This is a genomic window from Nonomuraea rhizosphaerae, from assembly GCF_019396405.1.
Taxonomy (GTDB): domain Bacteria; phylum Actinomycetota; class Actinomycetes; order Streptosporangiales; family Streptosporangiaceae; genus Nonomuraea; species Nonomuraea rhizosphaerae.
Genome location: NZ_JAHKRL010000056.1, coordinates 1 through 12,462 on the forward strand (window position 1 = coordinate 1; position 12,462 = coordinate 12,462).

The window sequence follows — 12,462 nt, forward strand, 5'->3', positions numbered from 1 at the left end:
GCGGTGGCCGCGGGAACCGGGCGTACCGCGATGGACTGGCTCAGCGGCCGTTCCCCGCCAGTGGGGAACGGCGAGCCCGGGGCCGGCTTCAGCGTCCCGCCGCCCCCGATCTCGAACGCGACCACCTGGCTGGTGTCCCGGACGGAGCCGAAGACGCTCCGGCCGTCCGGTGTGATCGCGACCGCGTCGACGATGGCGCCGTCGGGGGTCGGGGTGGGGGAGTCGGCGGTGGGCCGGAGCGAGCCGTCGGCGAGGATCGTGAAGCCGAGCAGGCCGCCGGGAGGCGAGTCGGTCTCGGCGTCGTTGCTGCCGACGTACAGGTGCTGACCGTCGGGGGTGACCTTGAGGCCGACCGGGGCGTCGGGCGCGGGGAACGGCGATCCGGGCACCGGGGTCAGCGAGCCGTCCGGGCCGCGCCGGAACCCCCACACGTCCAGCGTGGCCGACGAGGCCACGTACACGAAGCGGCCGTCCGGGCTGATCGCCATCGCGTAGTCGGCGGGGCCGACCTTCGCCACGTCCCGCGCCGGTCCGAGGGTGCCGTCGAAGCGCACGGCGAACCTGGTGACGACCTCCGGCGGGCTGTCGGAGGTGTCGTCCACGTCGGCGTACGAGAGGTAGAGGAAGCGGCCGTCAGGGGACAGCACCATCTGCTTGGGCTGGTCGGAGGTGGTGCGGAAGTCACCGAGCTTGGCGGACGTCCCGTCGGGGCCGATCCGGTACGCCGAGATCGTCGCGTCGCCGGTGTTGCTCACGTACAGGGTCCGCCCGTCCGGCGAGACGGTCGCTCCCCACGGCTCGTCGCCGGTCCGGAGGATGCGTGGATTCGGCTGGAGCGCGCCCCGTGCCCCCACGCGGAAGACCGAGAGCGTGTCGGAGTCGCTGTTGACGACGTAGGCGGTGGCCCCGTCCGGGGTCAGGGCGATGGCCCGGGGGAACTTGCCGCCGGTGGACACGGGCGTGCCGAGCGGTGAGAGGACGGCGTGCGGGCCGATCGCCAGCGAGGACACGTCACCGGAGACCGCGTTGGTGACGTAGACGACGCCGCCGGACGGCGGCAGGACCGGTCCCGTGGCGGCCTGGGCCGGGGTGAGGAACGGGACGGCGAGCAGCGCGGCGACGGCCAGGACCGCACCGCCCCTTCGCGTGGACACAGATGGCTTCTGGTATTTCATGGTTTTCCCCGTGGTTCGACCGATGGGTCTGCACCTGTGGGGGCGTGCCATCCCGTTCCAGTTCATATTGCAGCGCATCGCCGCGCGTGGCCCTCTCTTTCGAGAGGCCGGGCCCCGAAGGTCTCAGGCCGAGTTGAAACGCTGCACGTAGGCGTTTATCAGCTCGCTTACCTGCGCGTCCTGGAGTTGCTGATTGGCGCCACCGGCGCACACGTTGGTCTGGAGGCGCAGGATGTCGTCGATCGCCTTCAGGAGCCCGATCGTCGCCTGGCCGGTGTCGATTCCCGGCCATCCCCTCTTGCTCACGTGCACCAGGAAGTCGAGAATCCGCGACGAGCTGGTGAACTGCTGTATCTGCAGGTCATAGAGGTCGTGGCCGGTGCTGTCGCAGAGGGTCAGGAGGAGTTTGTCGGGTTGCAGCCGCCAGCCGTTCCACGCGGTGTCGGCGATGGCGCCGTTGCCGTACGTGCGGCGGCGGGCGCGGAACTGCTGAGCCTCCATCTGCAACAACTCTTGCGCGCTCTTGCCGGACGTGGGTGATTCGGACATGTGTCGCCCCTTGTCGAAGGTGAAAGGTTCCGGCCGAATGGGCGTGGAATTCGTCCGGTGCTGAGAGCCGTTATCCATAAAGCCGAGAGCCGTTATCCATAAAGCGGTGCACCGCCTCTCGCCGGACAATATGTCAGAGCGGATAAGGCGTCGAGCATTCGGCGCCGTCGTGTCCTGTCCTGGCCACCGGCGATTGATCTCCGGGTGCGTGCCCCGTCCCACGCCCTCCGCGTCGGTAAGGTGAGGGCATGCCGCGTTTCCGCTCGATCCTGGACACCATGCCGGCGTACAAGCCCGGCAAGGCCGTCGTCTCGCCCGACGGCCGTTCGCACAAACTCTCCTCCAACGAGTCCCCGTACGACCCGCTGCCCTCCGTGGTGGAGGCGATCGCCGAGGGCGCGCGTCAGGTGCACCGCTACCCGGACCCGGCGGCGGTCGAGCTGACGGAGGCGATCGCGGAGCGGTTCGGGGTGCCGTTCGAGCACATCGCGCTCGGCGCGGGGTCGGTCACGGTGGCGCAGCAGCTGTTCGAGACGGTGGGGGAGCCGGGCGCCGAGGTCGTGTACGCGTGGCGGTCGTTCGAGGCGTACCCGCTGCTGGCCGACCTGGCGGGCGTCACGTCGGTCCAGGTGCCGCTGAAGGGCGAGGACCACGACCTCGACGCCATGGCGGAGGCGATCAACGAGCGGACGCGCATGGTGTTCGTGTGCAACCCGAACAACCCGACCGGCACCTCCATCCGCACGCGGGAGCTGGTCTCGTTCCTCGACCGGGTGCCGGACGACGTGCTGGTGGTCCTGGACGAGGCCTACCGCGAGTACGTGCGCGACGAGGACGTGCCCGACGGCCTCACGCTCTACCGTGACCGCCCGAACGTGTGCGTGCTGCGCACGTTCTCCAAGGCGTACGGGCTGGCCGGGCTGCGGGTCGGCTACGTGGTGGGGCACGAGCCGGTGGCGGCGGCCGTGCGCAAGACGATCATCCCGTTCGCGGTCAACCACCTCGCGCAGATCGCCGCGATCGCGTCGCTGCGGGCGGAGGACGAGCTGCTGGAGCGGGTCGACGCCGTGGTGAAGGAGCGGACCCGGGTACGTGAGGCGCTGATCTCCCAGGGCTGGACGGTCCCGCCCACCGAGGCGAACTTCGTGTGGCTGCGCCTCGGCGACCGCACGCTCGACTTCGCCGGGACGTGCGGGCTGGAGGGCGTGGCGGTGCGGCCGTTCGCGGGGGAGGGCGCGCGTGTGTCGATCGGCTCCCCGGAGGCCAACGACGCGTTCCTGACCGCCGCCGCGGCCTTTCGCGCAGGTTGACAAGGTAAGCGCCGAGGGCCTGTAATGGGCCTCTTGTCGCGTGTCGCCGCCCGGAGGACGGCGGCGGCATGGAGGCACCGGGTTTAGGGGATGATGTCGTGACTACTCACTTCACAGGCGTCGCCTGATCTGATCGCGCGCCCGCGCGTCGTCCCCCTTGCTCTTCTCTTTTTCCCATACCCCGTCGAGGGTCGGTACGGCGTGCGTGGCCTCAGCCACCCCATTCACACGCCAGGAGAGCGAACAAACACGCATGCCCATGGACTTCAACCAGCAGATCATCGACGAGTTCCGCGCCAACCACGGCGAGGTCGGCGGCCCCTTCGAGGGGGCCAGGCTGGTCCTCCTGACCACCACCGGCGCCCGTTCCGGCGCCCCCCACACCACCCCCGTCGGCTTCCTGCCCGACGGTGAGCGCATCCTGGTCATCGCCTCGGCGGCCGGCGCGCCCAGGCATCCGGCCTGGTACCACAACCTGCTCACCAACCCCCGGGTCAAGGTCGAGACCGGCGTCTTCACCTACGACGCGGACGCGGTCGTCCTGAAGGGCGAGGAACGCGACGCGGCCTTCGCCCGCGCGGTCGAGATGGACCCGGGATGGGCCGCCTACCAGGCCAGGACGACCCGGGTCATCCCCGTGATCGCCCTCGACATGGTCAGCGGCGGCCCGGACGCCGGGCGGCCGGGCGACATGCTCGTCCAGGTGCACAACGCATTCCGCAGGGAGCTGGCGCAGGTGCGCAAGGAGCTGGCGGCGGCCGGTCCCGGGCTGGGCGTGCAGTTGCGGATCAACTGCCTGAACATGTGCCAGGGGCTGCGCTTCCACCACTCGATGGAGGACGCGGCGATGCTGCCCTCGATGGAGCGGCAGTACCCCGAGCTGGCCTCCGTCGTGGCGCGGCTGCGCGAGGAGCACGAGACCGTCGCCAGGCTCCTGGAGGAGATCCAGGAGCTGTTGAAGGGCGAGGACAAGGACGGCGTCCTGGCGGAGTTCGAGCGGCTCGCCGGCGAGCTGGAGGCCCACCTTGACTACGAGGAGGAGTGCCTGGTCCCGCTGCTGAACGCCGGCTAGACCCCTACCTTCTCAGGGGCCTTGCGCGCCGCTCTTGGGCGTCGCTCCGTGGACACCACGAGGGCGACGCCCAGCACGATCACCGCCCCGCCGATCAGGATCTGCGTGGTCACGTGCTCGCCGACCACGAGCACGCCGAGCAGCACCGCCACGACCGGGTTGACGTACGCGTACGTCGACACCAGCGAGATCGGCGCGTTGCCGAGCAGCCACGTGTAGGCGGTGAAGCCGATCAGCGACCCCACCAGCACCAGGTACGCCAGCCCCGCCCACGACCGCCCCGAGACGGCGGCGAGGTCGAGCCGTTCGCCCACCGACAGGCTGAGGACCAGCAGCCCCAGCCCGCCGACCATCATCTCGATCGTGCTGGCCGCGAACGGGTCGGCGGGCATCGAGATCCGCGCCGACAGGAACGACCCGACCGACCACGACAGGGACGCCAGCAGGATCACCACGATGCCGGTGGTGCTGCTGGCCCCGCCGCCGCCGTTCAGCGACAGGGCGGCCACGCCGCAGAACCCGACGAGCACCCCGGCCAGCGACATCAGCAGGGGCCGGTCGCGCACCGCGATCCTGAACACCACCAGCCACAGCGGCACGGAGGCGACCAGCAGGGCGGCCAGCCCGCTGGAGATGTACTGCTCGGCCACGGACACCATGCCGTTGCCGCCGGTCAGCAGCAACAGTCCGGCCACCGAGGCGCCGAGGAACTGCCGGCGCGTCATCCGGAAGACCGCCCACCCCTTGCGCGCGACCAGGAACCCGCCGAGCAGCAGCGCCGCCACGGCGAACCGCAGCGTCCCGCTGATCAACGGGGGCACGGTCTCGATGGTGATCCGGATGCCCAGGTACGTGGACCCCCACACCACATAGACGATGACCAGGGCGCTCCAGATCATGAGGGGAGAGCGGTGCTGGTCAGTGGTGTTCGGTTGCATAGGTCCTGACAATAGCGGTTGGCGTGATATTAGCGATAGGCGGCTTTCGCGCCACTGTCCTGGCCAAAACGCGAAATGTCAGGATCTGGGCATGTCGAATCCGATCGCGCACTTCACCGACCGCCTGACCTACGAGACCGACGTGTCCGACGTCGCCGCCGACCTGGCCGACGGCGTCCCCGGCATCGTCGTGGTCGACTCCCGCAGCAAGCAGAGCTGGGACCAGGGACACATCCAGGGCGCCGTCCACCTGCCGACGGCCGAGATCGCCGCCCGCGCCCGCGACCTCGTCCCGGACACGGCGGCGGTCGTGACGTACTGCTGGGGTCCCGGGTGCAACGGCGCGACCCGGGCCGCGCTGGAGTTCGCCAAGCTCGGTTACCGGGTCAAGGAGATGCTGGGCGGGTTCGAGTACTGGGCCCGCGAGGGCTTCCCCGTGGAGAGTGCCTCAGGCGTCAGCCGCCGCGCGGCCGACCCGCTCACGGCCCCCGTGGACGGCGCCGCCTGCGCCTGCTGAGAGAGGATTTGGTGCCCCCGTCCGAATCCCGTCGATCGGGGGCGACGCAATACATACCCCCTTCCCACGCGGTCAACCATATGTTCACGTTGACGAAAAGGCCGCGCGAAAAGGCGGCGCGGAACGGCAGCGTGGAACGGCTCTCGGCCCGCCGTCCGTGGCGGGAGGGGGCCCGCCGCCCCAGGAAAGGGGGAAGGGGGGACGGCGGACCCGTACCAGGGGGCCGCTCAGCGTGGCCCGAGCTTCTCCACGATGAGGCGGTAGAGCTGACGCGGCCGCCCGGGTTGAGGCGTGCGGTTGGGCGGCAGCGGCCACGCGAGTCCCTCGTCAACCAACGTGCGCAGCAACCGCCGAGCCGTACGTGGTGTCACCCCGAGCATCTTCCCCGCGCCTTCGGCATCGACCACGGTGTCACCGCCCTCCAGCTTGGCGGCCAGCCGGGCCAGCACCTCCACGCCCTTCGGTTTGAGCGTGGTGGAGCCCGCCGGAGGCATCCGGGGAGCCGGGATCAGCGCTCTGCCCTCCCGGTCCACGGCGAAGCCCTGTGCTTGCTTGCCCGCCTGCGTACGCGCCAGTGCGGCCCGCGCGTGCGACTCCGCGTCGTGTGTCGTGCGCCCCATGCCCACGCCGACCTCGACCGCCAGCCCCAGCTCGTCGCGGATCCTGGCGGCGAACGGCAACACCCTGAACCCGTCCGTGGCCGCGGCGATCGAGCCCCTGGTCGCGGTGACCAGGTAGCTGTGGTCGTCGATCGGCCAGACGGTGGCGTTGATGCGGTTCGCCTCCTGGACCAGCAGCCGGTGCAGCGACAGCCGCAGCTCGTCGCGCCAGTAGCGCGGCGCGGCCCGGCGTACCGGCTCGCGGAGCGTCGGCACCTCCACCAGAACCACGGTGAGCTGCGACTCCTCCAGCCGGTGATGCGCGCCGAGCAGCGCTGCCGTGTGCAGCGCGGTGCGCACCGCCGCCGAGGTCGGCCTGATCCTGATGACGGGGACGCCGGCCGCCTGAAGGCGTTCGGCGACCGCGGGCAGGCACGTGAGCGCGCCCGTGGTGGCCCCCTGGCGGGCCAGGCGTTCGTGGTAGGCCGCGATCGTGCCGGTGGCTCCCGGCTCGTCGCGGCTGTGCACATCTGTTGCCGGAATCCCGAGGTCTGTGTACGCCTCCTCGACGTCGGCCCTTCCGACCACGTCGATGCTCACCCGCTGCGGGTCGATGCGCGAGTCCAGCGCCGCCTTCGCCAGCGCCGCCACCAACGCGGCACCGCCGAGCTGGACGTAGGTCGCCGGCATCGTCAGCACACCGGAACGCCTCGCCAGGTCGTAGGGGACCGGGCTGGCGAAAAGGCATGCGTCCACGCCTGGACCGAGCCGCGTCACTTTGTCGGGCGCCTCTTGTTCGTCACGGTAGGCGGCCGCCACCAAGCGGCACGGAAGTGGCGCAGCAGCGTGTCCCATCAGCATGACCCGCTCGACCAAATCGTGGGGTCCGACCACACCAATGGTGAGGTCCGGTGTCATGGCGCCCGGGCGTGACACTCGGGGAGTTTCTTCGGCCCTCTCGACCAATGTTCGTCCCATCCTGCTGTCCGTTGCAGTGCTCTCTTTTGGAACGATCGCTCGCGGGGACCATAATGTCACGCCCGACTTTTCCGGAAAGCCGTTCAGGTTGACTGTCTGTGAAGGTCTTTCAGCAGCTCAGAGAGGTATTCCTAACGATTTCTAGCGATCGGAAATCTCTCGTGTAATGTCCGCCCCGAGTGCCCGCATTCGCTCGGCGAGATGGGCGTGCCCGCGATCGATGAGGTATCCGGACTCGATGACGGTCTCGCCTTCGGCGGCGAGTCCGGCCAGCACGAGCGCGATTCCCGAACGGAGGTCGTGCGCGGTCACCTGAGTGCCCTTCAACGGCGTCGCGCCCCGCACGATCGCCCTGCTGCCCTCGACCTCCACATCGGCGCCCATTTTGTTCAGCTCGCCGGCCAGCGCGAAGCGGCCGTCGAAGATGCGCTCGTGGATGTAGCTGGTGCCGTCGGCCAGGGCCGCGACGGTCATCATCGGCGACTGCAGGTCGGTCGCGAAGCCGGGGTAGGTGTCGGTGATGATGTTGATCGGCCGCAGCGGCCGGTCGCACCGCACGTGCAGCACCGCGCCGGGCCGGGCGAAGTCGACGCCCATCTGCTCCAGCTTGTAGCGGACGACGCCCAGGTCGAGACCGGTGCCGACAAGGCTCAGCTCGCCGCCGGTGATCGCCGCGCCCATCGCGAACACGCCCGCGTCGAGCCGGTCCGGCATCACCGTGTGCTCGACCGCGTGCAGTTCCTCCACGCCCTCGACGGTGATGAAGCCGGTGCCGCCGCCGCGGATGCGCGCGCCCATCTTGGTGAGCATGTCGATGACGTCGAGCACCTCCGGCTCCAGCGCCGCGTTCTCGATCACGGTGGTGCCCTTGGCCAGGGCGGCGGCCATGATGAGGTTCTCGGTGCCGGTGTGCGAGGGGGTGTCGAGGTAGAGGGTCGCGCCGGTCAGGCCGGAGGCCTTGACGTGGATGACGGTCTCGTTCTCCTCCACGACCGCGCCGAGCCGCTTGTAGCCCAGGTAGTGGAAGTCGAGGTTGCGGCTGCCGAGGTTGCAGCCGCCGACGCCCTCCACGATCGCCTCGCCCAGCCTGTGCAGCAGCGCGGGGGTGAACAGCACCGAACCGCGAAAACGCCTGGCGATCTCGGCCGGCAGCACGGGACTGGTCAGCTTGCAGGCGTCGATCACCAGGGTGCGCTCGGCCTCGTGCAGCTCGACGAAGGCGCCGACGGACTCGGCCAGCTCCACCGCCCGCCGTACGTCCTCGATGATCGGCACGTTGCGCAGCACGGTGCGGCCGTTGGCGGCCAGCAGAGCGGCGCCGATCATGGGCAGCACGGCGTTCTTGGCGCCCTGGATGAAGGCGGTCCCGCGCAGTGGGTTGCCACCGCGCACGCGGTAACGGACCATTCGTGCGGCTCCTCGGAAGTATCGGTCAGGCTAGACCGGGCCAACAGTAGCCGCTAACCACACCTGTCCCAGCCGAATCATCGGCGAAAGGGAGCTCCCGTGATGCGCTCGTAGGCTTCGAGATAACGCTGCCGGGTCTGCTCGACGACCTTGTCGGGAAGAGGAGGCGGGGGGGTTCCTGAGCTTTTGTCCCATCCCGATTCGGGCGAAGTCAGCCAATCCCTTACATATTGCTTGTCGAAAGAGGGTTGGGTACGTCCGGGCTGCCACTGATCGGCAGGCCAGAAACGCGACGAATCGGGCGTGAGAACCTCGTCCCCGAGCGTGAGCACGCCGTTGGAGTCCCAGCCGACCTCGATCTTGGTATCGGCCACGATGATGCCCCGCTCGCGGGCGATCTCCGCCCCGCGCCGGTAGACGGCCAGCGTGATCCGCCGCAACTCCGCCGCCGTCTCCTCGCCCACGTCGGCTGCGACCCGCTCGTACGAGATCGGCTCGTCGTGTTCCCCGACCGGCGCCTTGGTGGAGGGCGTGAAGATCGGCTCGGGCAGCCTGGAGCCGTCCTCCAGCCCCTCGGGCAGCCGCAGGCCGGAGACCGCCCCCTCGCGCCGGTAGTCGGTCAGGCCGGAGCCGGTCAGGTAGCCGCGCGCCACGCACTCCACCGCCACCATCCGCAGCGGCCGGCACAGCACGCTGCGGGAGTCGGGGCCCGGCGCCGCCAGGTGGTTGGGCACCACGTCGGCGAGCTGCTCGAACCACCACAGCGACATCTGCGTGAGGATGGCGCCCTTGTCGGGGATCTCGCTCTCCAGCACGTGGTCGAAGGCCGAGATCTTGTCCGAGGCCACCATCAGCAGCAGGCCGTCGTCGGTCCGGTACAGATCGCGGATCTTGCCGGAGTGCAGGTGCTTCATCGGGCGATGTCCGTCCTGTGGTGCGAGCCGCGCAGCTTGACCCGCCCGACGAGCTCGTAGGCGTTGCGGCGGGCGCTCTCCTGGTCGGGGCCGGTGCCGACCACGTCGAGGACCCGGCCGCCGTCGGACACCACCCTGTCGCCCTCCCGCCTGGTGCCGGCGTGCAGGACGTACGCGTCCGCGGTCGGCTCCAGCCCCTCGATCACGTCGCCCTTGACCGGGCTGTCCGGGTAGTTCTCGGCCGCGACGACCACCGTGACCGCCGACCCGTCACGGAACACCGGCGCCGGCGCCTCGCCCAGCGCCCCCGTCGCGCAGGCCGTCAGCAGGCCGGCCAGTGGCGTCTCCAGCCGGTCGAGGATCACCTGGGTCTCCGGGTCGCCGAAGCGCGCGTTGAACTCGATCACCTTCGGCCCCTTCGCCGTCAGCGCCAGACCCACGTACAGGACGCCCTGGTACGGGCTGCCGCGCCGGGCCAGCTCGCCGACCGTCGGGTGCACCACCTCGCGCATGACCTGCTCGGTGAGGCCCTCGGGGGCCCACGTGAGCGGCGTGTACGCGCCCATGCCGCCGGTGTTGGGACCCTCGTCGCCGTCGTGCGCACGCTTGAAGTCCTGTGCCGGCTGGAGCGCCACGGCCGTCTTGCCGTCGCACAGCGCGAACAGCGACACCTCCGGGCCGTCCAGGAACTCCTCGATCACCACCCGCCCGCACGCCGCCGCGTGCCGCAGCGCCAGCTCTCTGTCCTCGGTGACCACGACGCCCTTGCCGGCCGCCAGCCCGTCGTCCTTGACCACGTACGGCGCCCCGAACTCCTCCAGGGCCGCGGCCGCCTCCTCGGGCGTCACGCACGTGCGCGCCCTCGCCGTGGGAACGTCGGCCGCCGTCATGACCTCCTTGGCGAACGTCTTGGAGCCCTCGATCATCGCCGCCTCCCGCGACGGCCCGAAGCACGTGATGCCCGCCCGGCGGACCGCGTCGGCCACCCCCGCCACCAGCGGCGCCTCCGGGCCGATGACGACCAGGTCGGCCTCCAGCCTTCTGGCCAGCTCGGTCACCTGCTCCGGGTCGGTGGCCGTGACCTGATGGGTGGTCGAGATCTCCGCCGTGCCCGCGTTGCCGGGGGCGCTGTGAAGCTCGGTGACCTGGGGATCGAGGCTGAGTGAACGGCACAGGGCGTGCTCACGCCCGCCGGAGCCGATGACTAGAACGCGCACGGCCCCATTGTGTCAGCCCCGGCCCCGCGACCTCCCGGCGCACTCACCCACCCCCGTCGCCGCCACCCCTGGCAGTCGATGTGTCGGAATAAGGGGGTAACTTTGTGGAGTTCTCCGTGATCCGAGCCCGCCTCGGCGAGTATCGTCGGGAGGGTTGCGTCGCCTGTGATAACTTAGGGCGGCTTTATGGCACCTTTTGTGATTGGAGGTGGTCCGGGATGAAACCTGGTGATCCCAGCAGTACGTGCTCACTCACGTACACCCCGCATACCCCCGACCACTCCAATCCGGCAGCCTGATCGTGCCTCCACGCATTTGTCTTGATTGAGGTGACTTTTCGTCGCGTGTGGAGCGTGCCGCGTCGGGCGGAAAGGGACTGCCATGCGCTCGTCCACGCTTTTCCGTCGCACCAACCGTCACACCGTTCAGCCACGCGTCTCACGCCCGTCCGCGAAGCCCGCGGTAATGGGTGAGGAGTGCGGGCCCCCGGTCGACTCGCTCGTCGAGTTCGGCGCGTACGTCAAGGGCAAGAAGGTCAGCGCCTCCGGCATCGTCGAGTCGCTCGACCTGGTCCGCGAGCACAACGCCCACTCCGACGGCGCCAAGGCGTTCGTCTGGGTCGGCCTGCACGAGCCCGAGGCCCCCGAGGTCGAGTGGCTGGCCGGCGTGTTCGGCCTGCACCCCCTGGCCGTCGAGGACGCCGTCAAGGCCCACCAGCGGCCCAAGGTCGAGCGTTACGGCGACTCGCTGTTCATGGTGCTCAAGACGATCGCCTACCTGGACCACGACGAGCTGACCGCCACCAGCGAGATCATCGCCACGGGTGAGATCATGGTGTTCCTCGGGATCGACTTCGTGGTGACCGTGCGGCACGGCCGGCACTGCCCGCTCACCGAGGTGCGCGAGCGGCTGGAGGACAAGCCCAAGCTGATGGACCGCGGCCCCGCGGGTGTGCTGCACGCCATCTCCGACCACGTCGTGGACCGCTACCTCCAGGTCGCCGACCTCATGCAGCTGGAGTTGGAAGAGGTCGAGGCGACCGTCTTCGCCGACGTCAGCTCCCGTGACATCAACCGCATCTACCAGCTCAAGCGGGAGATGCTGGAGCTCAAGCGGGCCGTCACCCCGCTTCAGGCCCCGCTGGCCGCGCTGCCGCAGCGCCGGGTGATCCCGTCGGAGATGCGGGAGTACTTCCGTGACGTCGGCGACCACCTGTCCCGCGTGTGCGAGCAGGTCGAGTCCTCCAACGAGCTGTGCAGCTCGATACTCCAGGCGGCGCTGGCCCGCTCGAACGCGCTGGCCAACGAGGACATGCGCAAGATCTCGTCCTGGGTGGCCATCCTGGCCGTGCCCACGATGATCGCCGGCATCTACGGCATGAACTTCGACTTCATGCCGGAGACCAAGGCGGTATGGGGCTATCCGGCGGTGCTGGCCGTGATGGTCACGGCCTGCGTGCTCCTGCATCGCGGCTTCCGCCGCAACGGCTGGCTGTAGCGCTGATGGTGAAGGGCTTCAGACACAGGCGGGCTTGAGCGGCCCTACCTGGTCGGGCAGCCGCAGCCCGCGCTCGCGCCACAGCTCACGCATCCGATCGGGGTAGTCGGTGACGATCCCCGCCACCCCGAGGTCCAGCATGCGGGCCGCGAGGTCCTTGTCGTTGACGGTCCAGACCGCCACGTCCAGGCCCGCGCCCGCCGCCTGGGCCATCAGCTCCTCGTCGACCATCACGTGCTCGGGCGACAGCGTCGTGGCCCCGGCGGCGCGGGCGGCCGCGGGCGCGTCG

Annotated in this window: 13 protein-coding genes; 5 read left to right on the forward strand and 8 right to left on the reverse strand. The window is 69.9% G+C overall.

The genetic code is table 11. The features are described 5' to 3' along the window. Together KME77_RS02650 and KME77_RS02655 are read right to left on the reverse strand one after the other, a co-directional pair. Positions 1–1,154, reverse strand: a 1,154-nt coding sequence (locus KME77_RS02650; RefSeq protein ID WP_219461425.1) for a lactonase family protein, incomplete at its 3' end; no start/stop codon positions are given. Between the two features lie 144 nt (positions 1,155–1,298). Further along, entirely contained in the window at positions 1,299–1,724 is a 426-nt protein-coding gene (locus KME77_RS02655; protein ID WP_219461428.1) for a hypothetical protein, read from the reverse strand. Positions 1,725–1,972: 248 nt separating this feature from the next. Here KME77_RS02655 and hisC point away from each other — a divergent pair, with 248 nt between their 5' ends. Then, positions 1,973–3,034, forward strand: a complete 1,062-nt coding sequence (gene hisC / locus KME77_RS02660) for a histidinol-phosphate transaminase (RefSeq protein WP_219461430.1) — start codon at positions 1,973–1,975, stop codon at positions 3,032–3,034. 253 nt (positions 3,035–3,287) lie between these two features. Continuing rightward, positions 3,288–4,106: a nitroreductase/quinone reductase family protein gene (locus tag KME77_RS02665; RefSeq protein ID WP_219461436.1), complete on the forward strand. Its 819-nt coding sequence runs from the start codon at positions 3,288–3,290 to the stop codon at positions 4,104–4,106. Here the strand turns inward: KME77_RS02665 and KME77_RS02670 are convergent. Further along, the gene (locus KME77_RS02670) at positions 4,103–5,044 is read right to left on the reverse strand and encodes an EamA family transporter (protein ID WP_246609068.1); all 942 of its coding nucleotides are present in this window, start codon (positions 5,042–5,044) and stop codon (positions 4,103–4,105) included. The genes KME77_RS02665 and KME77_RS02670 overlap by 4 nt on opposite strands. 91 nt (positions 5,045–5,135) lie before the next feature. Between KME77_RS02670 and KME77_RS02675 the strand changes: the two genes are divergently transcribed. Both KME77_RS02675 and cas5 read left to right on the forward strand, forming a co-directional pair. Continuing rightward, entirely contained in the window at positions 5,136–5,561 is a 426-nt protein-coding gene (locus KME77_RS02675) for a rhodanese-like domain-containing protein (RefSeq protein WP_219461440.1), read from the forward strand. A 6-nt stretch (positions 5,562–5,567) separates the two neighbouring features. Next, positions 5,568–5,654, forward strand: a complete 87-nt coding sequence (gene cas5, locus KME77_RS30445) for a CRISPR-associated protein Cas5 (protein WP_219461462.1) — start codon at positions 5,568–5,570, stop codon at positions 5,652–5,654. A 134-nt stretch (positions 5,655–5,788) separates the two neighbouring features. Here the strand turns inward: cas5 and KME77_RS02685 are convergent, their stop codons facing one another. From KME77_RS02685 to purD, 4 genes are all read right to left on the reverse strand, one after another. Further along, on the reverse strand, positions 5,789–7,078 hold the full coding sequence (locus tag KME77_RS02685; RefSeq protein WP_219461442.1) for a GTP cyclohydrolase IIa: 1,290 nt from the start codon (positions 7,076–7,078) through the stop codon (positions 5,789–5,791). Between the two features lie 201 nt (positions 7,079–7,279). Then, positions 7,280–8,545 carry a UDP-N-acetylglucosamine 1-carboxyvinyltransferase gene (gene murA, locus KME77_RS02690; protein WP_219461445.1) on the reverse strand — a complete coding sequence of 422 codons (1,266 nt, stop codon included), beginning with the start codon at positions 8,543–8,545 and terminating at the stop codon, positions 7,280–7,282. Positions 8,546–8,622: 77 nt separating this feature from the next. Continuing rightward, a complete protein-coding gene (locus KME77_RS02695) occupies positions 8,623–9,459 on the reverse strand; it encodes a phosphoribosylaminoimidazolesuccinocarboxamide synthase (protein WP_219461449.1) in 837 nt (278 codons plus the stop codon). Then, the gene (gene purD, locus KME77_RS02700; RefSeq protein ID WP_219461452.1) at positions 9,456–10,676 is read right to left on the reverse strand and encodes a phosphoribosylamine--glycine ligase; all 1,221 of its coding nucleotides are present in this window, start codon (positions 10,674–10,676) and stop codon (positions 9,456–9,458) included. The genes KME77_RS02695 and purD overlap by 4 nt, the downstream gene beginning before the upstream one ends. A 465-nt stretch (positions 10,677–11,141) precedes the next feature. Here purD and corA point away from each other — a divergent pair, with 465 nt between their 5' ends. Then, positions 11,142–12,173 carry a magnesium/cobalt transporter CorA gene (gene corA / locus KME77_RS02705; RefSeq protein WP_246609069.1) on the forward strand — a complete coding sequence of 344 codons (1,032 nt, stop codon included), beginning with the start codon at positions 11,142–11,144 and terminating at the stop codon, positions 12,171–12,173. 18 nt (positions 12,174–12,191) lie between these two features. On the opposite strand, the gene KME77_RS02710 is transcribed toward corA, so the two are convergent. Next, positions 12,192–12,462 (reverse strand): glycerophosphodiester phosphodiesterase (locus tag KME77_RS02710; RefSeq protein ID WP_281424010.1); only part of this gene is annotated, 271 nt, incomplete at its 5' end.